This is a genomic window from Nonomuraea glycinis (assembly GCF_035920485.1).
GTDB classification, from domain to species: Bacteria; Actinomycetota; Actinomycetes; order Streptosporangiales; family Streptosporangiaceae; genus Nonomuraea; species Nonomuraea glycinis.
Map to the genome: position 1 here is coordinate 5,029,392 of NZ_CP109166.1, position 23,609 is coordinate 5,053,000.

At 71.1% G+C, this 23,609-nt stretch carries 19 protein-coding genes; 9 read left to right on the forward strand and 10 right to left on the reverse strand.

What is annotated here, in order from left to right; translation table 11 throughout:
* The first annotated feature begins 164 nt into the window (after positions 1 to 164).
* The 4 genes from OHA68_RS23800 to OHA68_RS23815 are packed head-to-tail and all read left to right on the forward strand — an operon-like array spanning position 165 to position 4,595.
* Positions 165 to 1,319, forward strand: coding sequence for an ROK family protein (locus tag OHA68_RS23800; RefSeq protein ID WP_189138223.1), 1,155 nt, complete (start codon positions 165 to 167; stop codon positions 1,317 to 1,319).
* Positions 1,320 to 1,341: 22 nt separating this feature from the next.
* On the forward strand, positions 1,342 to 2,295 hold the full coding sequence (locus tag OHA68_RS23805; protein ID WP_327102221.1) for a carbohydrate ABC transporter permease: 954 nt from the start codon (positions 1,342 to 1,344) through the stop codon (positions 2,293 to 2,295).
* Positions 2,295 to 3,194: a carbohydrate ABC transporter permease gene (locus tag OHA68_RS23810; protein WP_327102222.1), complete on the forward strand. Its 900-nt coding sequence runs from the start codon at positions 2,295 to 2,297 to the stop codon at positions 3,192 to 3,194. Before OHA68_RS23805 ends, OHA68_RS23810 begins: the two co-directional genes overlap by 1 nt.
* 45 nt (positions 3,195 to 3,239) lie before the next feature.
* Positions 3,240 to 4,595, forward strand: coding sequence for an ABC transporter substrate-binding protein (locus OHA68_RS23815; protein WP_327102223.1), 1,356 nt, complete (start codon positions 3,240 to 3,242; stop codon positions 4,593 to 4,595).
* A gap of 58 nt (positions 4,596 to 4,653) precedes the next feature.
* Here the strand turns inward: OHA68_RS23815 and OHA68_RS23820 are convergent, their stop codons facing one another.
* From OHA68_RS23820 to OHA68_RS23855, 8 genes are all read right to left on the reverse strand, one after another.
* Positions 4,654 to 6,165 (reverse strand): MFS transporter, encoded by a 1,512-nt coding sequence (locus OHA68_RS23820; protein WP_327102224.1) that lies wholly within the window; start codon positions 6,163 to 6,165, stop codon positions 4,654 to 4,656.
* Positions 6,166 to 6,200: 35 nt separating this feature from the next.
* Positions 6,201 to 9,116 carry an AfsR/SARP family transcriptional regulator gene (locus tag OHA68_RS23825; RefSeq protein WP_327102225.1) on the reverse strand — a complete coding sequence of 972 codons (2,916 nt, stop codon included), beginning with the start codon at positions 9,114 to 9,116 and terminating at the stop codon, positions 6,201 to 6,203.
* Positions 9,117 to 9,123: 7 nt separating this feature from the next.
* Entirely contained in the window at positions 9,124 to 9,876 is a 753-nt protein-coding gene (locus OHA68_RS23830) for an isocitrate lyase/PEP mutase family protein (RefSeq protein WP_327102226.1), read from the reverse strand.
* Positions 9,873 to 10,772 carry a hypothetical protein gene (locus OHA68_RS23835; protein ID WP_327102227.1) on the reverse strand — a complete coding sequence of 300 codons (900 nt, stop codon included), beginning with the start codon at positions 10,770 to 10,772 and terminating at the stop codon, positions 9,873 to 9,875. Before OHA68_RS23835 ends, OHA68_RS23830 begins: the two co-directional genes overlap by 4 nt.
* Before the next feature lie 53 nt (positions 10,773 to 10,825).
* Positions 10,826 to 11,476 carry a DUF998 domain-containing protein gene (locus tag OHA68_RS23840; protein ID WP_327102228.1) on the reverse strand — a complete coding sequence of 217 codons (651 nt, stop codon included), beginning with the start codon at positions 11,474 to 11,476 and terminating at the stop codon, positions 10,826 to 10,828.
* The gene (locus OHA68_RS23845; RefSeq protein WP_327109547.1) at positions 11,473 to 12,672 is read right to left on the reverse strand and encodes a glycosyltransferase; all 1,200 of its coding nucleotides are present in this window, start codon (positions 12,670 to 12,672) and stop codon (positions 11,473 to 11,475) included. Before OHA68_RS23845 ends, OHA68_RS23840 begins: the two co-directional genes overlap by 4 nt.
* A gap of 96 nt (positions 12,673 to 12,768) precedes the next feature.
* Positions 12,769 to 13,572 (reverse strand): DMT family transporter, encoded by an 804-nt coding sequence (locus OHA68_RS23850; RefSeq protein ID WP_327102229.1) that lies wholly within the window; start codon positions 13,570 to 13,572, stop codon positions 12,769 to 12,771.
* Positions 13,573 to 13,609: 37 nt separating this feature from the next.
* Complete coding sequence (locus OHA68_RS23855) at positions 13,610 to 14,227, reverse strand: DedA family protein (RefSeq protein WP_327102230.1); 618 nt, start codon at positions 14,225 to 14,227, stop codon at positions 13,610 to 13,612.
* Positions 14,228 to 14,620: 393 nt separating this feature from the next.
* Here OHA68_RS23855 and OHA68_RS23860 point away from each other — a divergent pair, with 393 nt between their 5' ends.
* The gene (locus OHA68_RS23860; RefSeq protein ID WP_327102231.1) at positions 14,621 to 15,781 is read left to right on the forward strand and encodes a sensor histidine kinase; all 1,161 of its coding nucleotides are present in this window, start codon (positions 14,621 to 14,623) and stop codon (positions 15,779 to 15,781) included.
* Between the two features lie 74 nt (positions 15,782 to 15,855).
* Positions 15,856 to 16,902, forward strand: a complete 1,047-nt coding sequence (locus tag OHA68_RS23865; protein WP_327102232.1) for a hypothetical protein — start codon at positions 15,856 to 15,858, stop codon at positions 16,900 to 16,902.
* Here the strand turns inward: OHA68_RS23865 and OHA68_RS23870 are convergent.
* Positions 16,810 to 17,451, reverse strand: coding sequence for a VC0807 family protein (locus OHA68_RS23870; RefSeq protein WP_327102233.1), 642 nt, complete (start codon positions 17,449 to 17,451; stop codon positions 16,810 to 16,812). The genes OHA68_RS23865 and OHA68_RS23870 overlap by 93 nt on opposite strands.
* Positions 17,452 to 17,696: 245 nt before the next feature.
* On the reverse strand, positions 17,697 to 18,377 hold the full coding sequence (gene leuE / locus OHA68_RS23875; RefSeq protein ID WP_189138210.1) for a leucine efflux protein LeuE: 681 nt from the start codon (positions 18,375 to 18,377) through the stop codon (positions 17,697 to 17,699).
* A gap of 146 nt (positions 18,378 to 18,523) precedes the next feature.
* Here leuE and OHA68_RS23880 point away from each other — a divergent pair, with 146 nt between their 5' ends.
* The 3 genes from OHA68_RS23880 (at position 18,524) to OHA68_RS23890 (ending at position 23,586) form a co-directional block, all read left to right on the forward strand.
* Complete coding sequence (locus tag OHA68_RS23880) at positions 18,524 to 20,356, forward strand: M14 family zinc carboxypeptidase (RefSeq protein WP_327102234.1); 1,833 nt, start codon at positions 18,524 to 18,526, stop codon at positions 20,354 to 20,356.
* Positions 20,357 to 20,599: 243 nt separating this feature from the next.
* The gene (locus OHA68_RS23885; protein WP_327102235.1) at positions 20,600 to 22,156 is read left to right on the forward strand and encodes a chitinase; all 1,557 of its coding nucleotides are present in this window, start codon (positions 20,600 to 20,602) and stop codon (positions 22,154 to 22,156) included.
* Positions 22,153 to 23,586, forward strand: coding sequence for a carbohydrate-binding protein (locus OHA68_RS23890; RefSeq protein ID WP_327102236.1), 1,434 nt, complete (start codon positions 22,153 to 22,155; stop codon positions 23,584 to 23,586). Before OHA68_RS23885 ends, OHA68_RS23890 begins: the two co-directional genes overlap by 4 nt.
* Positions 23,587 to 23,609: the final 23 nt, after the last annotated feature.

Sequence of the window (23,609 nt, forward strand, 5' to 3'; positions counted from 1 at the left end):
GCGGTCCCCCGGCTTCTTCAGTGTGCAGGCGGCTGGAGACTAACCCCAATAAGTGCACAAGGTCAATGAACCATGATCTCGTACGGCATCAGGAGGGATCGGATGTGATGGGTATCACTTCTTTTACTTGACATGGTGAACGAACTTACCCAACCATGGGCCGCGTGTTCTCACAGAGTGAACGGCTCACCGATGCGATGCGCTCGGTCTTCGTCGAGCTGCTGGTGCACGGGCCCATGTCCCGCGCCGAGGTGGCCCGGCGGCTGGCCCTGTCGCCCTCCGCGCTGACGAAGGTCACCAAGCCCTTCATCGAGACGGGCTACCTGCGGGAGCAACTGACGGGAGAGGGACCCTCGACCGTCGGGCGGCCCTCGCAGCCTCTCCAGGTAGACGCGTCCCGCATGTCGTTCGTCGGCATCAAGCTCACCGCCGACGAGCTCTACGCCGTACGCACCGACCTGGCCGCCACCATCCAGGAGGAGACCCAAAGGACGCTGATCGACCACGACATCGACAACGTCCTCGGTCAGATCGCCCAGACGGTCGCCGACCTGACCGAGGAGGACCGGCCGCTGTCGGCCGTCGGCATCAGCCTCGCGGGCACGGCCACCCCCAGCGACCCCGTCGTGCACACCTCGCCGTTCCTCGGCTGGAGCCAGCTACCCCTGGCCAGACTCGTCGAAGAGGCCGTCGCCGTGCCGACCGTGCTCGACAACGACGTCCGCGCGCTCACCGCCGTCCAGCAGTGGTTCGGCGAGGGCGTCGGCCATTCCTCCTTCGCCCTGATCACCGTCGGCGCCGGCATCGGCTGCGGGATGGTCATCGGCGACCGGCTGGTCACCGGGCGGTCCGGGGCCACCGGGCTGGTGGGTCACCTCGCCATCGACGACCGCGGCCCCATGTGCGAGCAGGGCCACCGCGGCTGCGCCCGCGCCTACGCCAGCTCCCCGGCCATCCGCCGGTCCGTCGCCACCGCGCTGGACCGGCCCGAGCTCACTTTCGACGACTGCCTGGCGATGGCCCGCGACGAGACCCGCGACGGCCACCCCGTCGCCCGCCGCGTGCTCGACGAGGCCGGCACCGCGCTCGGCCAGATCGTCGCCACCGTCGCCAACATCACCGGCCCCGAGCTCGTGATCCTGTCCGGCGAGGCGGTCCACATGTACGAGGTGTGCGCGGACGCCTTCCAGACCGCGCTCGCCCGCCACACGCATTGGACGTCCACCCCCGTACCGGTGGTCGTCAAGCCCTTCGCCTTCAACGAATGGGCCAGGGGAGCGGCGGTCACCGCTCTCCAGCACCTGCTGCTGCACCGCTGACTGGCGGGCACGAGGAGGTTGTATGACCAGCGACACCGTCCACGCCGCGCCGCGCCGGACCGAGGCCGCCTCCCGAGGCGCCCCGCCCCGCCGCCGCGGCCGGCGCCTGGGTGACCTGCCCATCGCGCTCGCGTTCGTCCTGCCGGCGGCCCTCGGTTTCCTGCTCTTCTACCTCTGGCCGGCCCTGCGCGCCTTCTACCTGAGCCTGACCCAGTACAACGTGCTCACGCCACCCCGCTTCATCGGGCTGGACAACTATGAGCGGCTGCTCGGAGACCACCTGTTCTGGAACGCGCTCATGGTCACCGCCGAGTACGTGGTGATCAACATCGGCGTCCAGACCGTCATGTCGGTCCTGCTGGCCGTCCTCATGCACCGGCTGACCAGGTCCATGTTCGTCCGCGGCGTGGTGCTGCTGCCGTTCCTGGTGGCCAACGTGGTGGTCGCCCTGGTGTGGTTCTGGATGCTCGACTACCAGCTCGGCATCGTCAACCAGGGGCTGGAGTGGCTCGGCGTGGACCGGCTGGCCTTCTTCGGCGAGTCCGAGCTGGCCATCCCGACCATCGCCCTGGTCAACACCTGGCGGCATGTCGGCTACACCGCTCTGCTGATCTTCGCCGGGCTGCAGATGATCCCGAGCAGCGTCTACGAGGCCGCCGCGATCGACGGTGCCGGCGAGTGGCGGATCTTCTGGCGGGTCACCCTGCCGCTGCTGCGCCCGGTCATGGCGCTGGTCATGGTGCTCACCGTCATCGGGTCCTTCCAGGTGTTCGACACCGTGGCCGTCACCACGGGCGGCGGGCCGATCAACGCCACCAGGGTCATCTACTACTACATCTACGACCTGGCCTTCACCCGCTTCCACTTCGGCTACGCCGCCGCCCTGTCGTCGGTGCTGTTCGTGCTGCTGGCCGGGGTCGCCTATCTGCAGCTCCGCCTCAGCCGGGCGGGCGAGTCCGACCTGAAGGGATCGTGATGGCAGTCACCTCGCCGCGCGGCGGGCGGCTCCCCTGGGGGCGGATCGCCGGCTGGGCCGTGCTCGTCGTCGTCATGATCGTGACGCTCTTCCCCTTCTACTGGATGCTGCGCACCTCTTTCTCCAGCACCCGCTCGCTGGCCGCCGGCGCCACCGACCTGCTGCCCGTCGACTTCACCCTCGGGGCCTACCGGCGGGTGCTCGGGCTGTCCAGCACCGCCGAGGCGGTGGCCGAGGGCGGCTCCAGCGGCACCGTGAGCTTCTGGCTCTTCCTGCGCAACTCGATCGTCGTCGCCACCGTCACCACGGCCGGGCAGGTGTTCTTCAGCGCGATGGCCGCCTACGCCTTCGCCCGGATGCGGTGGCCCGGCCGCGACGCGGTCTTCATGCTCTTCCTCACCGCGCTCATGGTGCCGCCGATCTTCACGACGCTGCCGAACTTCATCCTGATCAAGGATCTCGGCCTGCTCAACACCTACCTCGGCATCGTGCTGCCCCACCTGCTCATGACGCCGTTCGCGGTGTTCTTCCTGCGCCAGTTCTTCCTGGGCGTCAACGCCAGTCTGGAGGAGGCGGCGCGCATCGACGGCGCGGGCCATGTGCGGATCTTCTTCCGCATCGTCCTGCCGGTCAGCAAGGCGCCGATCGCCACGCTGGCCATCCTCACCTACATCACGAGCTGGAACGACTACTTCTGGCCGCTCCTGGTCGGCAAGGACGAGAGCGTCCGGGTGCTCACCGTCGCCCTGGGCATCTTCCGATCCCAGACCCCGCAGGGCAGCCCCGACTGGGCGGGCCTCATGGCGGCCACGCTCTTCGCGGCGCTACCGATGATCATCCTCTTCACCATGCTCGGCCGCAGGGTCATCGACTCGATCGGCTACACAGGCGTCAAGTAAGCCGCCACCCCCCTGGTTGGTACCACACGTAAAGAAGGTTCTGTGATGCAGGGACACCTCCGCTCACTCGCCGCCGCCGCGACCGCGGCGCTGCTCCTCTCCGCCTGCGGCGCCGGCGCCCCCGAAGGCGGCCAAGCCGCCGCCGAGTCCGCCACCATCGACTACTGGCTGTGGGACGTCGCCCAGCAGCCGCAGTACCAGGCCTGCGCCGACGCCTTCCACAAGGCGAACCCGAACTACCAGGTCAAGATCACACAGTACGGCTGGGACGACTACTGGAACACCCTGACCACCGCCTTCGTCTCCGGCACCGCCCCGGACGTGTTCGTCAGCCACCTGTCGCGCTACCCCGACTTCGCCGCCCAGGGCACGATCCTGCCGATCGACGACCAGGTCGCCAAGGACAAGGTGGACCTGTCCCTCTACCAGGACGGCCTGGCGGACCTGTGGGTCACCAAGGACGGCAAGAGGTACGGGCTGCCGAAGGACTTCGACACGGTCGCCGTCATCTACAACAGCGGGCTGCTCAAGGACGCGGGCCTCAAGCCGGAGGACATGGAGAAGCTGGAGTGGAACCCGAAGGACGGCGGCAGCTACGAGAAGGCCATCGCCCACCTCACCGTGGACAAGAACGGCAAGCGCGGTGACGAGCCCGGCTTCGACAAGACGAAGGTGGCCGTCTACGGCCTCGGACTGGCGGGCAGCGGCGCGGGCTTCGGCCAGACCGAGTGGAGCATGTACGCCATGAGCAACGGCTGGCAGTACGCCGACCAGAACCCGTGGCCCAGCCGGTTCAACTACGCCGACCCCAAGTTCAAGGAGGCCATCACGTGGTTCACCTCCCTGATCGACAAGGGGTACATGCCGAGCATGGCGATCGCCGGCGCGGGGATGAACCAGATGGACGCCTACGGGGCCGGCAAGTACGCGATGGTCACCGAGGGTAGCTGGAACACCAAGTCGTACTGGAACATGAAGGGCGTGAAGTCGGTGCTGGCCCCGACCCCCGTCGGCCCCACCGGCAAGCGGGCCAGCCTCTTCAACGGCCTGGCCGACAACATCTCCGCCGCCACCGACAACCCCGACGCCGCGTGGGCCTGGGTGAAGTTCCTCGGCTCGCCCGCCTGCCAGGAGGAGATCGTGGCCGACGAGGCCGTCATCTTCCCGGCGATCAAGAGCGCGCGGGCCAGGTCGGAGCAGGCTTTCGGCAAGCTGGGCATCGACGTCAAGCCCTTCACCATGCACGTCGAGGAGGGCACCACCCACCTGGCGCCCATCGCCGACCACTGGGCCGACATCACCGCCACGATGACGGAGACGATGGACGCGATCTTCTCCCGCAAGGCCGACATCAACGCCCTGGACGGGGCGAACGAGCGGGTCAACGGCCTGTTCGGCTAGGCCGCCCCGGTGGCGCGCGTCGCACGCGGCGCGCGCCACCGATCGTGCTCAAGACCTGTCAGGAGTGCGCGCGGGTCAGCACCTCCTCGGGGATGACCTTGGGTACGCCGCGCAGCCCGACCAGGGCGAGCACCGCGACGACCGCCAGCATCGCGGCCGTGGTGAGCGAGGTGATGTGCACGGCCTCGACGAAGGCCGCCCGGGCGGCCCCGATGAGCTGCCCGGCCTGCTCCGGGGGCAGCGACTCCGCCGTGCTGAGCGCCCCCGCGATCGACTCCTTCGCCGCCTGGCCCGGGATCCCGGCCGGCATCTGGAGGATGCCGCTGTAGACGCTGTTCAGCAGGGTGCCCAGGATGGCGATGCCGAGCGCCCCGCCCAGCTCGAACGACGTCTCCGACACGGCGGCCGCCGCACCCGCGCGCTGGGCGGGGACCGTGGCGAGCACGTTGTCGTTGTTGACGGTGAACGCCAGCCCGACGCCCATGCCGCCGACCAGCATGGCCCCCAGCATGACCGGATAGGTGAGCTCCAGGCCGAGCGTGCTGTAGTAGAGGAACGAGGCGGCGTTCATGCCGAGTCCGAGCGCCACGACCCCGTTCCGGCCCAGCGGGTTGATGAGCTTGGCGGCGACGATGCCGCCGACCGCGCCGCTCAGCCCTCCGGGCAGGGTGGCCAGCCCGGCCTGCAGGGGCGACCAGCCGAGTACGAGCTGGAAGTACCACGCGAACATCAGCGACATGGCCATCATCGCGAAGATCGCCAGCAGGTTGGTGCCGATCGACGCGGAGAACGCCCGCCGCCTGAAGAGCCGCATGTCGATCAGCGGCGCGGCCAGCCGCGTCTGCCGCAGGCCGAAGGCGACCAGGCAGGCGATCCCGACGACCCCCGCGACCAGCACGTCGGCGTGCCCCGGACCCTGGTGGGCCGCCTCCTTGACGGCGTAGATGACCGTGATGACGCCGGTGAAGGAGAGCGCCACGCTCGGCAGGTCGATGCGGCCGGCGTCCGGGTCGTGCGACTCCGGCAGCACCATCAGGCCCCCGACCAGCACGATCGCCATGATCGGCACGTTGATCAGGAACACCGACCCCCACCAGAAGCGGTCCAGCAGAAGTCCGCCGACCACCGGGCCCAGGGCGAACCCGGCCGCGCTCATCCCACTCCAGATGCCGATGGCCGCGGTCCGCTCGCCCGGGTCGGTGAACACGTTCCGGATGATCGACAAGGTGGACGGCATGATCGTCGCGCCGGCCACGCCGAGCAGCGCCCGGGCCGCGATGAGCAGCTCCGGGCTGGGCGCGAAGGCGGTGAGCGCGGAGGCGGCGCCGAACGCCACCGTGCCGATGAGCAGCAGCCGCTTGCGCCCGACGCGGTCACCGAGGTTGCCCATGGTGATGAGCAGGCCGGCCAGCGCGAAGCCGTAGACGTCGCCGATCCACAGGAGCTCGGTGGCGCTCGCGCCGAGGTCGGCCACCAGCCTCGGCAGCGCGAGGTGCAGCACCGTGAGATCCAGTGAGAGCAGGAGGGTGGCCAGGCACGCGACGGCGAGACTGGCCCATTTCTTCGTCATGCGGTCCACCGTCGAGGCCGCCGCTGACCGAACTCCTACCGCTCGCTGACCGGCTCTCCCAGGCGGGTCAGCCCCGCCGCGATGCGGTCGGTGAGGTCACCGGCGCTGTACCACTGGTCGGGGCACTCGGCGCGGGCCTGCTCCAGCAGGCGGCGCGCCGCACCGACGTCCCCCTGAGCCAGCGCCAGCTCGCCGAGTCCGCAGTGCGCCCTGGCGAGGGTGTCGCGTGAGCCGATGCGGCGCGACAGCCGTGCCGCCAGCCGGTAGTCCTCCAGCGCGCCGGCCGGGTCACCGGTACGGGCGACGGCGTCGGCTCGGCGGCACAGATTCTCCGCGACGTCGGCCATCGCGCCCAGCTCCCGCGACAGCTTCAGTGCCTCGTCGGCCATCGCGGAGGAGGAGGCGTAGTCGCCCTGGTCGAAGGCGAGATCGCCGAGCCCCGACAGGGCGAGCATGGTCCCCCAGCGCTCACCGAGCCGCCTGAAGGCGGCCAGCGACCGCTCGAACGCGGCCCTGGCCTCCTCCGGCCTGCCCGCAATCTGGAGAATGAACCCCGAGCCGCAGTGCGTGAGCGCCCTCGACCAGGGCGGCAGTTGCTCGATGATCGCGTCACTGTCCTCGCTCATCAGGTCGTAACCGGAGGGAGGCCCGGTGAACATGGGCAGCAGAATCGACAGGAACTCCAGCCGTGGCGGCATGTACTGATCAGGCAGCAACCCGCGCAGCCGGTTCAGGCGGGCCGCGAGTTCCTCGCCGACGTCGCCGGACCACACCGCGACGAGCACGCACATCACGTACTCCTCGTTCAGCTCGGCCGGCACCCTGTCGCCGAGGCGCGCCAGCAGGTCGGTGGCCAGGTGGGCGCTGACGGCGCGGTGGCCGCGCATCCACCAGTAGCAGGCGGAGAGCGCGACCAGCCGCAGGGCCAGCTCACTCGGGCCCGACTCGATGGCCCAGCGCACGGCCGCGGTGAGGTCGTCGCTCTCCTTGTCCAGGCGGGTCAGCCAGTCGAGCTGCTCGGCGGTGCGCAGGTGCGGGTCGGCGGTGTTCACCAGGTCCAGGTAGTAGGCGGCGTGCGCGTGATGGATCGACTCCGCCTCGCCGGCCGCCGCGAGCTGCTCGGCGCAGAACGCGCGGATCGTCCGCAGCATCCGGTAGCGGCCGTCGACCACCTCGACCAGCGACTTCTCCGCGAGCGAGAACAGCACGTCCTCGGGCAGCCCGCATACCCGCTCGGCCGCGCGCGGGGTCGCGCCGCCCGCGAACACCGTCAGGCGCCTGGCCAGCGTCTGCTCGCCGTCGTCCAGCAGGTCCCAGCTCCACGCGACCACCGCGCGTAACGTCTGGTGCCTGGGCAGCGCCGTACGGCTACCGCGCGTCAGCAGCCTGAACCGGTCGTCCAGCCGGGCCGCCACCTCCGACAGCGACAGCGCGCGCAGCCTGGCCGCCGCCAGCTCGATGGCCAGCGGCAGCCCGTCGAGCGCCCGGCAGATCTGGATCACCTGGGCCGCGTTCTCCGCATCGACCTCGAACGCCTGCCGCACCGCGGCGGCCCGGTCGGCGAACAGCCGGGCGGCGGGGTAGGCGAGCGGGTCGGCGGCGTCCGGCGGCGGCACCCGCAACGGTGCGACGGGCAGGATGCACTCGCCGGTGATGCCGAGCGCCTCGCGGCTGGTCGCCAGCACGCGCAGGGCGGGGCAGGCGGCCAGCAGCGTGTCGGCCAGGGCCGCGGCCGCCTCGATCAGGTGCTCGCAGTTGTCCAGCACCAGCAGCAGCTCGCGATCGGCGAGCGCGGTCACCAGCCGAGCCGTCGGCTCGACGGCCGGCAGGTCCCTGGCGTGCGTACGGTCGCGGATCTCGAGCGCGGCCAGCACGGCCAACGGCACCTCGGCCCCGTCGGCGACAGGCGCGAGCTGCACGACGCACACATCCCCCTCGATCCGCCCGGCTGCCTCGACGGCCAGCCGAGTCTTCCCCGCGCCCCCGGGCCCGATCAGCGTGACCAGCCTGGCCCCCGCCAATTCGGCACGAACCTGCCGCAACTCCTCCGCCCTACCGACGAAGCTGGTCAGCTGAGCACGAACACCCTGCCTGACCGCGCCCCCGCCCGGCACGCCCAGGCCCGACGTACCCAGGCCCGTTGCGCCCGCGCCCGGCGTGCCCGCGCTCGGCGTGCCCAGGCCCGGCGTGCCCAGGCCCGGCCCGCCTTGGGCCGACGCGCCCAGGGACGGATCGGCTCGTAGTACCGCGAGGTGGACGGCGGCGAGTTCCGTGCCTGGCTCGACGCCGAGTTCCTCGTCCAGAATGCGCCGCCCTTCGTCGTAGGCGGCCAGCGCCTCGGCCTGGCGGCCGCTGCCGTACAGGGCGCGCATGAGCTGCGCGCGCGGCCGCTCGCGCAGCGGGTGGGCGGCGGTGAGCTGGGTCAGCTCGGCCACCAGCTCGCGGTGGCGGCCCAGCTCCAGCTCGGCCTGGACGCGATCCTCGATGGCGGCCAGCCGCAGCTCCGCCAGCCGGGCGGCGGCCGCCTCCGCGTGCGGGGCGTCGGCGAGCGGCGCGCCCCGCCACAGCTCCAGCCCCTCGCGCAGCAGCGCCGCCGCGCGGCGGGGATCGCCCCCGGCCAGCGCCTGACCGCCCTCGGCGGCCAGGCGTTCGAAGCGGTGCGCGTCCACGTCGAGCGGGTCGGCCACCAGCCGGTAACCCGAGGGGTGGAACTCCACCCGGTCGCGTCCCAGCGCCCGGCGCAGCCTCGACACCTGCGACTGCAGCGCGTTGGCGACACCGCCAGGAGGCCGCGTCCCGTACAGGAGGTCGACGAGCCGCTCGGCGTCGACGATCCGCCCGCTCTCCAGGGCCAGCAGCGCGAGCAGCGCACGCACCCGTGGACCACCGATCGCCACCGGCGCTCCGCCGTCGTCGCGCACCTCGGTCGGCCCAAGGATGTCGAAGCGCATGCTCCAATTATTGTGGTTCAGGCAGCATCGCGGTGATGTCCGCGTAGCTGGGCAGCGCGGGCTCCGGCCCTCCCTGTACGGCCCGCAACTCCGCCAGGGCGCCCCGCAGGCTCGCCCGATAGAGCAGTGAGCCGGTGCTCACCCTGGCCACGCCGACCCCGGCGAGCTCGGCCAGGCTCGGGCCGCCCGGCTGGTAGAGGATGTTCACCGGCAGCGGCGTGCTCTCCACCAGCCGCGCGATCTCGCCCAGGTCGGTCATGGCGGGTACGAAGACGCCGTCCGCGTGCCCGTAGGCGCGCACCCGTTCCAGCGTGTCGCCGGTGCCCAGCCAGCGGGTGTCGGTCCTGGCGTTCACGAACACGCCGTGCCCCTTGGCCGCCTCGATGATCGCCTGATGGGTCTCGATCGGGCGCAGCGTGCCGTCGGCCCGGCCGTCCTCCAGGTTGACGCCTGCGACCCCGAGCCCGGCGAGCATCGCGACCAGCTCCGACACCCGCTCGGGGTCGTCGCTGAAGCCGCCTTCGATGTCCACGCTCACCAGCACGCCGAGACTCATGAGCGTCCTGGCGAGGGTCACCGTCTCGGCCTTGGTCGCGCCGCCCGCGTCGGGCTTGCCGTGCACGGCGGACACGCCCAGGCTGGTCGTGCCGATGGCGGCGAACCCCTGCCGGGCGAGCAGCGCCGCCGAGCCGTAGTCCCAGGCGTTGGGCAGCAGCAGGGGGTCGCCCGGCCGGTGCAGCTCGCGGAAGTTCTCGCTCATTCGTCCACCGTGCCCAGCAGCGCCTCCAGCACGCCCGCCGCCAGGGCGAGCCCGTGCCGGGAGGCGGGACAGGGCCGCACGCCCGCCCCGAACGTCAGATGCGGCGTCTCACCCCGCGAGGCGTCGAATCGGCCAGGATCGCCGAACACGTCAGGATCACGGTTGGCCGCCACCAGATCGACCACCACCTCCGCACCGGTCTGCCGATCGACCCTGCGCGTGACCTTCACCGGCGGATCATGCCGAAGCGTCTCGTACACCAGCCCGTCCACCTCCCCACCAGAGACGGCGGGTGTGAGCACGGTCGTGTCAGGGACGGCGGGTGCGAGCACGGTCGTGCCGTGATTCGTGCGTGCGAGCGGGGCGATGTCGGGTTCCGCGGGCGCGGCGCCGCCGGGGGTCGCGTGGGTGAGTGCGGTGGCGATGAGGTCCTCGGTGGCGGCGTGTGCCTGGAGGAGCAGGGTGATCCGGGCGACGCTCTCGGGGGTGGCCCCGCCGGCCAGCCGGGTCAGCTCGGTGACCGCGGCGTCCGCCTCGGCACTCTCCACGCCGGACAGGTAGCCCGTCGCGGCGGTCCGTACCACCCGCGCCAGGCGGCCGGTGTCCGCGAAGCCGAGCGCGGCGCCGAGCACCTCGGTGGGCACGTCCCGCCAGTCTCCCGCCCGCTCCAGCGTCAGCGATCCGGCCGCCGAACGCAGCGCGTCCGCGTCGAGCGTCGCCAGGCAGGCGGTCAGCAGCCGCCGCCGCTCGGCGTGGACCTCCCCATGACTGAACCGCGACACCTGCGAGCGCAGCCAGGCGAGCGTTCCGGGCTCGCCGTCCTGCCGTACCGGCGGCGGAACGTAACGGGGGTCCGCGAGCAGCGCGCGGGCTTCGGCGTGACGGGTGATGAGCATGAGTTCACGCTAGGGCGGCATTCTTTCGACCGGCGACGAAGCATGCCCGCCTCTCAGGCGGCCAGGCGTTCGTCGCGGGCCGGGGCGTCCGCGGCGGCGAGGGGCACGGCGGTGACCTGGCGCTGCCTGAAGGCCAGGGTCATGGCGGCGATCAGCCCGATCTCGGCCAGCACCAGCGCGCGTTCGAGCAGACCGTAGTAGGACTCGCCGCCGATCCACGGCGAGGTGAAGGAGGCCGGATGCGCGGCCAGGTAGACGCCCAGCGCCAGTACGGAGGTCACGCTCAGCGCCTTGACCGCGTTCCAGCGGGGCAGCGGCGCCCGTCCGCGCGCCAGGCTCCAGCCGGCGACGGGCAGGGTGGTGAACACGACCGCGGCGGCCCAGCGGTGAATCTCCCCGGAAAGCGACTTGATCACGCTGGCGTCCGTCGGGAACATCGCGCTCAGCATCAGACCGCCGGCCGCGGCCAGCAGCAGCACCCTGGTGGCGGCGGTGCGCCCCGGCTCCCCGGCCGCGAGACCGTACGCCAGCGACAGGCAGGCCGCCGCCAGCGCGAGCATGCCGATCACCACCGGAAGCAGCCCGCCGGGAACCAGCGCGTAGTCGCTGACCAGCGGCCGGGCAGGCAGCACCAGCTCGGCGTAGGCGAAGGCCAGGAGCGCGACCAGGGCACCGGCCAGGGTCACATGGCCTGCCGCCTTCATCGTGCCACCTCGTCGTAGATCTGCTCGAACCGGGCGAGGGAGGTCTGGTGGTCGTGGGTGAGGGCGATCTCACGGCTGACCCGGCCGAGGCGCTCGCGCAGGGCGTCGTCGGTGAGGATGCGCGTCAGGTGCCCGGCCAGCACCGTCACCTCGCCCGGCTGGAACAGGTAGCCGTTGCCGTCGACCAGGTGCGGCAGCGCCATGGCGTCGGCGGCGACCACGGGCAGCCCGCTGGCCATCGCCTCCAGCGTCGCGATGCTCTGCAGCTCGGCGACGCCCGGCATGGCGAACACGTCGGCGGCGGCGAACGCCTGCGGCATGCTCTCGTCGGGCACGAACCCGAGGAAGAACGTCCGCTCGTCCACCCCGATCCGCCTGGCCAGCTTCTCCAGCTCACCGCGCTGGTTGCCCTTGCCGACGAACGCCACCTGCGCGTCGGTCTCGTTCAGCACGTACGGCAGCGCCCGCACGATCTCGTCGAGCCGCTTCTCCTCGTCCAGACGGCCGACGAACAGCACGGTGGGACGGTCGGGCAGCCCGAACCGCCTGCGGGCCCAGGCCTTCGGCTCGGCGTGCGGGTGGAACCGGGCCAGGTCGATGCCGCAGGAGACCGGCTCCACCTCGTGGCCGAAGCCCTGAGCGGTGAGCAGCTCGGCGGCGAGCGGCGTGGGCGTGGTGATGTGGTCGGCCTTGCCGTAGACGCGGCCGAAGTCGCGCCAGGCCAGCCGGCCCGCCTTCTCCCGCAGCCCGGCCGGGATGTGGGCGAACTGGAAGAGGTTGTCGGGCATGAAGTGGTTGGTGGCCACGACCGGCACGCCGCGGCGCCGGGCGGCGGCGATGGCGGACCTGCCGACGACGAAGTGGCCCTGGGTGTGCAGCACGTCCGGGTCGATGGCGTCCATGAGCCGGTCCAGCCGGGTGGGGACGGTGACCCGCATGGTCGGGTGGACCAGCAGCGGCGCCGAGCGCAGCCGGTGCACGATCACGCCGTCGACCACGTCGGCGCCGGCCGGGCCGAGCTCCGACTGGCAGACCACGTGCACTTCGTTGCCGCGTGCGGCCAGGCCGGTGGCGAGCCTGTGGGTGAAGTAGGCGGCGCCGTTCACGTCGGGTGGGTAGGTGTCGCTGGAGATCAGGATCCGCCGGGGGCGGGTGGGAGCGGGGGCGAGTGCCGTGGTCTTCTCAAGGGTGTGCATGGGCATGGCCATGATCGGTGACTCCATTGTCGAGAGGGGAACCCCGGCTGGGGAGGGCCGGAGCGGTGAGATCGGGTCGGTGGGATCAGGTGACGGTCAGAGCCGCGCCTCCAGCGGACTGCTGCGCGCCAGGGCGAAGGTGCCCGCCGCGGTGAGCGCCGCCGCCGCGATCGGCAGTACGCCGGTGGGCAGCGGCTCACCGAGCAGCAGGGCGCCGAAGGCCACCGCGGTGAGCGGGTCGGCGATCTGCAGGGAGGCGAAGGAGACGCCGAAGTGGCCGACGGCGTAGGCGCGCTGCAGCATCATCAGCGCCAGCACCGCCGGAACGGGCAGCGCCAGGAGGTACCACCAGTTCCAGCCGCCGTCCACCAGCGCCCGGACGAGCGTGGCGGTGGCGCCGTACAGCACGCCCGAGCTGGTGGCCAGCAGGGCGGCGCGGCCGGTCGGGGAGGCCGCCTTCGAGCCCGCCCACAGCAGCACCGCCGCGATCCCGGCCACGCCGAGCAGCGTGAGCACCCCCTGCGGGGTCAGGTGGGTGGTGCCCGCCGACTCCGGGACCAGCAGCACCAGTCCGATCAGCCCGGCCGCGACCACGCCCGCCGCCGCCAGCTCGCGCCGGGCGGGCTTGCGGCCGTGCAGCGTGGCGGCGATCGGCAGCGCGAACAGCAGGCTGGCCACGCCCATCGGCTGCACGACGGTCAGCGGGCCGAGGCCCAGCGCCACGATGTGCAGGCCGCCTCCCACCAGGATGGACAGTCCGCCGAACAGCCAGCGCGGCCTGCGCAGCAGCGCCAGCAGACCCGGCTTGGCCGTGCCGAACGCCTCGAACTGCTGCAGAGCGGCGCCGAGCGCGAAGAACAGCGATCCGATCAGGGCGACAGCAGCGGCCAGCGCGATCATGCCGACTCCTTTCCAACTGGATGTTCACTGAGCGGGATCAAACGGACGTGTCCACGGAGAGGCTCTGGGGAGAAGCGTTGGTGGCGCGTCGCTTCCTGACCCACCGGACCACCTCGACGATCGCGGTGACGCCCAGCGCGATGCCGAGCCCGAACAGCAGGCCCTTGATCGGGTCCCGCTCGAACGCCATCCCGCCGAAGAACCCGATCAGGCCGGAGTAGACGCCCCAGGAGACGGCCGCGATCGCGTCGAAGAAGGTGAACGAGCGCAGCGGATGGCGGACGGCGCCCATGGTGAGCGTGGTCGCGGTCCGCCCGCCGGGGATGTAGCGGGCCACGACCAGGACCAGCCCGCCACGCTCGGCGAGCGTGTCCCGCGCCCACACGAACGCCTTGCGCCGCCGGATCCGGCCACCGGCCTTGTATCCGAGCAGGTAGGAGATGTGGTCACCGGCGAACGCGCCCAGTGCCGCCACCACGATCACCAGGGCCAGGTTCGTCTGCCCGGTCGCCGCGAACACCCCGGCGGTGATCACGGAGGTCTCCGCCGGCACGACGGGAAAGAACCCGTCGAGCAGCGCGAGCCCGAACAGCGCCAGATACAGCCATGGCGACGACATCACCTGCTGGAGAAACTCCAGGACAGCGTGCGACATGAGCATGTACTCCGATCATTTGGGGCGCCTGCCCAGCGTGTCGCCGAGAGGGGCCATGAGACATCGGGGATTTCCCCGGTTGAACGAGGACCTGTCCCCTAGCGGGGGCAGGGGTCGTACCGTCACAAGCTAGAAATCCCGCAGGTCATGGCACATCGGTCGATCGGCGCACACCACCCCCGACTTTCGTCAGGGGCGAGTGCGCTACCCCCCGGTGACACTCTTCGATCAAACCGGTCCCGGCCGCCCGGCACAGGAGTGTGGGTATCCGCCTTTGAGGTGGAGCCAGCACCACCCCGGCGGTGGCGCGGTCACCACCCTTCCTTTCGTCAGGGCCGGCGATCGACGATCGGCCGTGCCGGTGCGCGGGAGAGGGCTTGTACGGTCGTCGACGTGAGACGTCCACGCCGCGAGAGCCGCCGCCAGATGGTCCAGGACGTGCTGCTGGGGTGCCTGCTGGTGATCGCGGTGGCCGCCTCGGGCCCCGACCCGTTCGAGGAGCCGGCGGCCTTCGCGTTGCGCACCGTGCCGTGCGTCGTGCTGGCCGCACTGGCCGTGCTCGTCGGCCGGGCGTGGCCGCTTGCGGCGGTGGTCTTGCTGCTGCCGCTCGGCCCGTGGGACTTCGCCACGGGCGTGGCGACCTCGGACCTGACCTGGCTCACACCGTCCGCCGCCTACGTGAAGATCTTTCCGTTCGTGACGACCTCGCCGTTCGTCATCTGGTACGTCTACCTCGCCGGCCGGCGGCTGCCCCCGGCCCGGCCCGCCGTGGCGCTGGCCGGCGTGCTGTCGGTCATCGGCGTGGGCCTGGTGCTGGCGAAGGGCGGCACGGTCGGCCTGTGGACCACCATGACCACCGGCCTGGCGGGCACGTACGCGGTGCCGTACCTTCTGGGCCTGCTCCGCGGCAGGCTGCTGCAGCAGCGGGAGCAGGCGAAGTCGTCGGCCGAGGCGCAGGCGAGGCTGCGCGAGCGGGCCAGGATCGCCAGGGACATGCACGACTCGCTCGGCCACGACCTCGCCCTCATCGCGGTCCGCGCCGCCGGCCTGGAGCTGGCGCCCAGCCTGGCACCCGACCAGGTCAAGGCGGCAGGCGAGCTGCGCCTGGCCGCCGCGGACGCCACCGAACGGCTACGCCAGATCATCGGCGTCCTCCGCGACGACACCGACACCGCGCCGCTGTCCCCAGCACGCGCCGACGCCGCGCCGCTGTCCCCGGTGCGCGAGGATGTGGTCGCGCTGGTCGGCCGGGCCAGGGCCTCCGGGATGGCGATCACCCTGCGCCTGGCCGAGCCGGTGCCGGAGCTGGCGCATGCCGTGGTCCAGGAGGGGCTCACCAACGCGGCCAAGCACGCGCCGGGTGCCGAGGTCACGGTCACCGTCGCGGCGCGCCGCGTCGCCGTCGCCAACGGCCCCGCCACCCGCTCCCGCCCGACGGCCAGGCGAGGCGGTCTCGGGCTGACGGGCCTGCACGAGCGGGTACGGCGCGAAGGCGGCACGCTGGCGGCCGGACCCACGGCGGACGGGTTCGAGCTGGCCGTCGACCTGCCCTGAGCTCCCTCTCGCGGGGGAGACGGCTCCCCTCGGCGCGGGAGGCCGGGCGACGCCGGCCCGAGCAGGCTCGAAGCATGAACGAGCAGAAGGCCGGAATCGGCCGAATCACCGCGGCGGTCGTGGCCATCGCCGCCATGCTGCCCTACCTCACGCTCAAGGTGCTCTGGCTGACGGGCAGCTCCGTGGGCGTCACCGACCCGGAGCTGATGAACGGCTCGGTCATGATGGGGATGAACGCCCTCACCTTCGCCATGGACGCGATCGCGCTGGTCCTGGCGCTGGCGTTCACCATGCGGTGGGGGATGCGGCTGCCCGCCTTGCTGGTGCTCCTGCCGCTGTGGGTGGGCGCGGGGCTGCTGTCGGTGGTGATGGTGACCGCGCCGCTGAGCGTGGTGATCGAGGGCGTGTCCGTGTTCGACACCGGCGGCCCGATCGAACCGTGGGTCTACCTGGCCGTCTACACCGGCTTCATCGGGCAGGGCGCCGGTCTCATGACGGCGTTCGTCCTCTACGCCCGCGACCGCTGGACCACCGTCTTCAGCACCTCGATCGGGCACCGGCACCCCTCGCTCACCCGGCCCTTCCAGACCGTCGTGGGCTGGGGATCGCTGCTGGTGGCCGGGATCGTCGGCGGCACCCGCCTCTTCTGGGCGCTGGGCGGCACGGCGGGACTGCCTCCGGAGGCAGCGGCAGCGCTGACGCCGGCCGGGAGCATGCGGGAGGCGGTGCAGGGCCTGATGGCCATCGCCGCGGGCGTCGCGCTGGTGGTGCTGGTGCGGGCGCGCGGGCGCGGGCCGTTCTGGCGGCCGCTGGTCGTCGGCTGGCTCGGCTCCGGGGCGATGTTCGGCTGGGGCCTGTACGCGCTGACCGTCACTTTCACCGCGGGGCCGCTCGGCTCGGGCATCCTCGGCGGGCCGGACTTCGTGGCGCTGTTCGGCACGCTGACCGGGCTGGTGATGGGCATGTGCGGCGCGTTCCTGCTGACCGAACGCTGGTACGCGCTCTCAGGCGTGCTCGCGGGTGGGCCTTCAGGCGTGGGCTACGTGCAGCCTGCGCAGCAGCCGCTTGAAGCCGAAGACGGAGATGGTGATCGCCAGGCCGCTTATCAGGGCCACCGCTGAGGTACGCAGCAGCATGTATCCGGCCAGTGAGCCGGCCAGCGACTCGTACACCGCGAGGCTGATGCTCACCGTCGAGTTCGCCAGCAGCACGAACGCCCACAGCAGCGTGATCCGGGCGAAGAACCTGCGCACCCGCTCGTGCTTGAGCACCGCGTTCGGCAGATGGATGTAGTCGAGCGTGAGCTTCTCCACGAGCGGCCGGTTCAGCCGCACCGAGGCGAGGAAGGCCATGCTGAGGCAGATCGTGCCCAGCTCCGGCTGGATGAAGTACCACATCCAGGTGCCCGTCCACAGTCCCACAACGGTGCGCAAGGTGATCGCCGCCGCGGCCAGCAGCATCGTCGCCGGCACTGGGATCCGCCTGATCAACCGCCAGGCCACCCCGCCGTACACCCACGCGCAGGTCAGGATCAGCGCCCACTCCAGCCCCAGCACCACCATCGCGAGATAGAACACCGCCAGCGGCGCCACGACCGCTTCGAGCAGCTTCGGCACCGCCTGGCGGGCCAGGGAGGTGAGCCGGGGCAGGGTGAAAGGTGGGTGGGTCATGGCTTGCTCCGCAGATAGGCCGATGTGCCGGGCACTACCCGGACTTCGGGCCGGCAGGCTGACCAGAGGGGCCGCTCGATATCACCTGGCGGCCACCTGGACGTCCCTGACGATCGCATCGGATGGTTGCCGGTCGCTTTCCGGTGGCTTACCGTACCTGACCCCCTCGGCAGTGACTGCCTCTTTTGCCACGTTCAGCCCTCGGAGAGGGTGTTCTCCCACGTCGGCTCGCCATACCCGTCCGGTCACCCCAGGGAGGTGGTGGCCAGCTTCGCCCCGAACCCCAGGAACAGCGCGCCCACCCCCGAGGTGAGCCCCGCGCTCAGCCGCCTGCGGGTACGGAACTGGGCGGCCAGGAAGCTCCCGCCGAAGATCAGCGCGGACAGGTAGAGGAGGCTGAAGACCTGGATGATCGCCCCCAGGATGAGGAACGACAGCGCCGGGGCGGCGTAACCGGGGTCCACGAACTGGATGAAGAACGAGACGAAGAACAGGATCGCCTTCGGATTGAGCAGGCTGATCGTCAGCGCCTTGCGGAACGGCCGCACGGCCTTGGACCCGGGCCGATCGGACTCCATCACCGCCGTGGCGGCCACCTGGCCGAGCTCGCCCTCGGGCCGCGTCCGCCACGCCTGCCAGGCGCCGCGCAGCATCTGGAAGCCGATCCAGGCCAGATAGGCCGCGCCGGCGTACTTCACGATCGCGAACAGCACCGGACTCGACCGCAGGAGCGACGCGGCGCCCGCGGCGGCCAGCGCCATCAGCACGGCGTCGCCGACGAACACCCCCGCGGCGGCCCGGTACCCCTGGCGGACACCGCGCTGTGCGGACAGGGCCAGGACGTACAGGGAGTTGGGACCCGGCAGCAGGATGATGAGGAAAGCGCCGATGACATAGGTCCAGATGTCGGTGATCCCGAAGAACATGCAGCCTCACTCGAGGGTTGCCGTGGTGACATATCACGGTATCGCGTCACTGGACTCGCCGGTTTTTGGGTCTTTCCTCCTGGGCCGAGGCTCTTCACTCTCAGTGCAGGCGTGCGTAAACACCAAGCCCGCGCGCCTGGGAGGACATGGTGAGACGCCGATTAGTCATCCTGCTGGCCGTCCTGGGACTCATCTGCCTGACCGGCATGACCGGGGCGGGAGCCACCGCCGAGCCGCCGGCCAACAAGCAGTACCGGGTGCAAGGTCCGGCCACCGCGCAGGAACGCAGCGCGGTCGCCTCGACCGGCGCCGCCATCGACGAGGTGACGCGGGACTCGGTCCTGATCACCGCCACGGAAGCCGAGGTCACCGCGATCAAGCGGCTCGGCTACCGGGTCACGGAGGTGCCGCGCCCGTCATCCCCGTCGGCTGCCGTGGCAGCTGACTTCCCGCCGGCGGACTCGGCCTACCACAACTACGCGGAGATGACCGCGTACGTGAACGGCCTGGTCGCCGACCATCCGGCCATCGCCCAGAAGTTCACCTACGGCTCCTCCCACGAGGGCAGACCGCTCATCGGCGTCAAGATCAGCGACAACGTGGCGACGGACGAGGCGGAGACGGAGGTGCTGTTCACCGCCCACCAGCACGCCCGCGAGCACCTCACGGTCGAGATGGCCCTCTACCTCATGGACCTGCTCACCGACGGCTACGGCACCGACTCCCGGATCGCGAACCTGGTGAACACCAGGGAGATCTGGATCATGCCGGACCTCAACCCCGACGGCGGCGAGTACGACATCGCCACCGGCAGCTACCGGTCCTGGCGGAAGAACAGGCAGCCGAACAGCGGCTCGTCGGCCGTCGGCACGGACCTGAACCGCAACTGGGGCTACAACTGGGGCTGCTGCGGCGGCTCCTCCGGGTCCACCTCCAGCGAGACCTACCGGGGCGCGGCCGCCGAGTCGGCCCCCGAGGTCAAGGCGGCGGCGGACTGGGTGCGGGGCCGGGTCGTCGGCGGCGTGCAGCAGCTCAAGGCGCACATCGACTGGCACACCTACAGCCAGCTGATCCTGTGGCCGTACGGCTACACCTTCAACGACACCGGGCCGGGCCTGACCCAGGACGACCGGGACGCGCACGCCACGCTCGGCCAGAACATGGCCACCACCAACGACTACACCCCCCAGCAGGCCAGCGACCTCTACATCACCGACGGGACCATCGACGACTGGCTGTGGGGCACGTACAAGATCTTCAGCTACACCTTCGAGATGTACCCGGTCGGCTCCAATCCCGGCTTCTACCCGCCGGACGAGCAGATCGTCCCCCAGACCACCCGTAACCGGGAGGCCGTGCTGCGCTTCCTCGAGTACTCCGACTGTGTCTACCGGATCATCGGCAAGGAGTCGCAGTACTGCGGCACGGGCACCCCGCCGGTGACGGTCTACAGCGACACCTTCGAGACCGCCACCGGCTGGGCGGCCAACCCGAACGGCACCGACACCGCCACCGCGGGGCAGTGGGAGCGCGGCGATCCCGCGGCCACCTCCGACTCCGGGGCCAAGCAGCTCGGCACCACGGTCAGCGGCTCCAACGACCTGGTGACCGGCCGCCTGGCGGGCAGTTCGGCCGGCACGTACGACGTCGACGGCGGCGTCACCTCGATCCAGTCGCCGCCGATCACGCTGCCCGCCTCCGGCGGGCTCAGCCTGTCGCTGTCGTGGTATCTCGCGCACGGCTCGAACGCCACCAGCGCGGACTACTTCCGGGTCAGGGTGGTGGGTTCGACCACGGCCACCGTCTTCCAGCAGTCGGGCGCGGCCACCAACCGCAACGGCGCGTGGAGCGTGGCCACGGCGGACCTGAGCGCCTTCGCGGGGCAGACGGTGCGCATCCTCGTCGAGGCCGCCGACCTGTCCAGCGCCTCGCTGGTCGAGGCCGCGGTGGACGACGTGCGCGTCACCCAGCAGCCCTGACGCTCGCCTGATGCCCCGCCGTGATCGTACGGCGGGGCATCTTTTATTGGGTCTTGTAAGGCTCGGTTGTCAAGGCTACGATCGCGGCAACTCTTAGGAAACTTTCCTAACAGAATGCTGTCATCCCCCAGCGCCCGCGTCGCCTCCCGCGGGCCGTGCCGTGCGGCTTGCGCTAACCCCCCAGGCGCGAGCCGCATGGCACGCCGGCAAGAAGGATGAAATGTGAAAGCTCGCGTGATCTTAGTGTCACTCGCGACCCTCGCCCTCAGCCTCATCGCGCTTCCCGCCCACGCCGCCGCCTCCGCCACCTTCGTCAAGGTCTCCGACTGGGGCACCGGCTTCGAAGGCAGGGTCACCGTCACCAACGGCACGTCCACCCCGATGAACGGCTGGAACGTGGCCTTCGACATCCCGGCCGGCTTCACCATCCCCTCCGCCTGGGACGCCGTGCTGACCAGGAGCGGTCAGCGGCACACCTTCACCAACCCGAGCTGGGCGTCCGCCCTCGCGCCGGGAGCCAGCGTCAGCTTCGGCTTCAACGGCAGCCCCGGCAACTTCCCCGGCATCTCCAACTGCACGATCAACGGCGCGAGCTGCGACGGCGGCTCCGGCCCCGGCCCCGGCGTCCCCGGCAAGCCGGGCGCCGTGACGGCGAACCCCTCCGGTACCGCCATCGCCCTGTCGTGGGGAGCCTCCGGCGGCACCGTCACCGGCTACCGGGTCTACGAGGGCACGACCGTCAAGGCCACGGTCACCGCCACCGGCTCGACCATCGGCGGCCTCGGCGCCTGCGAGACCCACACCTACACGGTCAAGGCCTACAACGCGGTGGGGGAGTCGCCCGCCAGCGACCCGGTCACCGCGACCACCACCGGCTGCGACCCGGGCCAGCCCGGCGGGCAGCTGCCCGCGCACTTCCTCACCGGCTACTGGCACAACTTCGTCAACCAGGCCACCGAGCTGAGGCTCGCCGCAGTGCCCAACGACTACGACCTGATCGCGATCGCGTTCGGCGAGGCCACCGCCACACCGGGCGAGGTCGTCTTCGGCGTCGACACCGGGCTGTCGAGCGCGCTCGGCGGCTACACCGACGCCCAGTTCAAGGCCGACGTGCAGGCGCTGCACCAGCGCGGCAAGAAGGTCATCCTGTCCGTCGGCGGCGAGACCGGCCGGGTGCAGGTGGCCGACGCCGCGGCCGCGACCAGGTTCGCCGACACGGTGTACGCGCTGATGCGGAGCTACGGCTTCGACGGCGTCGACATCGACCTGGAGAACGGGCTCAACGCCACCTACATGGCCCAGGCGCTCAGATCGCTGCGCGCCAAGGCGGGCGCCGACCTGATCATTACGATGGCGCCGCAGACCATCGACATGCAGTCGGCGCAGATGGAGTACTTCAAGCTCGCGCTGAGCATCAAGGACATCCTCACCGTCGTCCACATGCAGTTCTACAACTCCGGCTCGATGCTCGGCTGCGATCAGCAGTGGGCGTACGCACAAGGAACGGTCGACTTCATGGCCGCCCTGGCCTGCATCCAGTTGGAGAACGGCCTGCGTCCCGACCAGGTGGCCCTGGGCCTGCCTGCCGGGCCGGGGGCCGCCGGTGGCGGGATCGTCGCACCCGCCCTGGTCAACCAGGCACTGGACTGCCTGGCCAAGCGCACCCGCTGCGGGACCTTCACGCCACCGCGCGCCTACCCGGGCATCCGCGGCGCGATGACGTGGTCCATCAACTGGGACGCCAGCAACAACTGGAACTTCTCCAGGACCGTCAAGCCGCACCTCCAGGGAATGTCATGAAATTTCGTCGAATGGCCCTCGCGTTACTCACCTCCCTCGCCCTGACCGTCTCTGGCCTCGCCACCATCGCCCCGGCCGCCTACGGCGCGGTGGTCGTCGCCGCCCCCGCCTGGACGGCGTGGACCCCGTACACGGTCGGCACCCGCGTCACCCACAACGGCGTCGACTACGAGTGCCTGCAGAGCCACACCTCCCAGCCCGGCTGGGAGCCGAACGTCGTGCCCGCCCTGTGGAAGGTCGTCTCCGGCGGCGGCGGCCCCGACACCAGCGCCCCCTCCGTGCCGGGCAACCTCCGCTCGACCGGCGTCACCTCCAGCAGCGTCTCGCTGGCCTGGAACGCCTCCACCGACAACGTGGGCGTCACCGGCTACAACGTCTACCGGGGCTCGACCCTCGTGACGACCGTCTCCGGCACCTCCTACACCGACACCGGCCGGGCCGCCGCCACCAGCTACACCTACACGGTCCGGGCCCGTGACGCCGCCGGCAACCTGTCGGGCACGAGCAACACCGTCACCGCCAGAACCTCCGAAGGCGGCAACCCCGACCCGAACCCGTCCAGGATGCCCGGCGCGCCCTACCTCTGGATGGGCTGGGGCGACCCGCCCAACCCGGGCACGGTCATGGACGCCACCGGCGTCAGGTCGTTCACCATGGCGTTCATCCTGTCCAGCGGCGGCTGCAACCCCGCCTGGGACGGCCAGCGCCCGCTGACCGGCGGCGCCGACGCGGCGGCGATCAACACGATCAAGTCCAAGGGCGGCAGCGTCCAGATCTCCTTCGGCGGCTGGCAGGGCAACAAGCTCGGCCCGAACTGCTCCAGCCCGGCCGCCTTCGCCGGCGCCGTGCAGCAGGTCATCAACGCCGTCGGCCCCGCGGTCGTCGACTTCGACATCGAGAACACCGACGAGTTCGAGAACTACACGGTCCAGGACCGCATCCTCAACGGCCTCAAGATCGTCAAGCAGAACAACCCGAACGTCAAGGTGGCCGTCACCTTCGGCACCTCCACGACCGGCCCGAACGCGCACGGCGTCCGGCTGATCAACCAGGCCAGAGCCCTGAACGTGCCGATCGACAACTTCACCATCATGCCGTTCGACTTCGGCGGCTCCAACATCTACAACGACACCGTCAACGCCGCCGAGGGCCTGAAGAACGCGCTGAAGAACGCCTACGGCTGGTCCGACGCGCAGGCGTACGCCCACATGGGCATCTCCGGCATGAACGGCCTGTCCGACCAGCAGGAGCTGACCACCCCGCAGACCTGGAGCCAGATCGTCACCTGGGCGCGGGACAGGGGCCTGACCAGGCTCGCCTACTGGGGCGTCAACCGGGACCGCCCCTGCCCCGGCGGCGGCGTGACCTCCAACTGCAGCGGCATCGCCCAGAGCAACTGGGAGTTCACCAGGATCACCGCCGGCTTCTGACCGGTGCCGGGCCCGGGGCGGTG

Excerpts from the sequence above, each read along its gene's own strand:
- OHA68_RS23805 (WP_327102221.1), top strand. The coding sequence starts at position 1,342 with ATGACCAGCGACACCGTCCACGCCGCGCCGCGCCGGACCGAGGCCGCC.
- OHA68_RS23810 (WP_327102222.1), top strand. The coding sequence starts at position 2,295 with ATGGCAGTCACCTCGCCGCGCGGCGGGCGGCTCCCCTGGGGGCGGATC.
- OHA68_RS23815 (WP_327102223.1), top strand. The coding sequence starts at position 3,240 with ATGCAGGGACACCTCCGCTCACTCGCCGCCGCCGCGACCGCGGCGCTG.
- OHA68_RS23820 (WP_327102224.1), bottom strand. The coding sequence starts at position 6,165 with ATGACGAAGAAATGGGCCAGTCTCGCCGTCGCGTGCCTGGCCACCCTC.
- OHA68_RS23825 (WP_327102225.1), bottom strand. The coding sequence starts at position 9,116 with ATGCGCTTCGACATCCTTGGGCCGACCGAGGTGCGCGACGACGGCGGA.
- OHA68_RS23830 (WP_327102226.1), bottom strand. The coding sequence starts at position 9,876 with ATGAGCGAGAACTTCCGCGAGCTGCACCGGCCGGGCGACCCCCTGCTG.
- OHA68_RS23835 (WP_327102227.1), bottom strand. The coding sequence starts at position 10,772 with ATGCTCATCACCCGTCACGCCGAAGCCCGCGCGCTGCTCGCGGACCCC.
- OHA68_RS23840 (WP_327102228.1), bottom strand. The coding sequence starts at position 11,476 with ATGAAGGCGGCAGGCCATGTGACCCTGGCCGGTGCCCTGGTCGCGCTC.
- OHA68_RS23845 (WP_327109547.1), bottom strand. The coding sequence starts at position 12,672 with ATGCACACCCTTGAGAAGACCACGGCACTCGCCCCCGCTCCCACCCGC.
- OHA68_RS23850 (WP_327102229.1), bottom strand. The coding sequence starts at position 13,572 with ATGATCGCGCTGGCCGCTGCTGTCGCCCTGATCGGATCGCTGTTCTTC.
- OHA68_RS23855 (WP_327102230.1), bottom strand. The coding sequence starts at position 14,227 with ATGTCGCACGCTGTCCTGGAGTTTCTCCAGCAGGTGATGTCGTCGCCA.
- OHA68_RS23865 (WP_327102232.1), top strand. The coding sequence starts at position 15,856 with ATGAACGAGCAGAAGGCCGGAATCGGCCGAATCACCGCGGCGGTCGTG.
- OHA68_RS23870 (WP_327102233.1), bottom strand. The coding sequence starts at position 17,451 with ATGACCCACCCACCTTTCACCCTGCCCCGGCTCACCTCCCTGGCCCGC.
- leuE (WP_189138210.1), bottom strand. The coding sequence starts at position 18,377 with ATGTTCTTCGGGATCACCGACATCTGGACCTATGTCATCGGCGCTTTC.
- OHA68_RS23880 (WP_327102234.1), top strand. The coding sequence starts at position 18,524 with ATGGTGAGACGCCGATTAGTCATCCTGCTGGCCGTCCTGGGACTCATC.
- OHA68_RS23890 (WP_327102236.1), top strand. The coding sequence starts at position 22,153 with ATGAAATTTCGTCGAATGGCCCTCGCGTTACTCACCTCCCTCGCCCTG.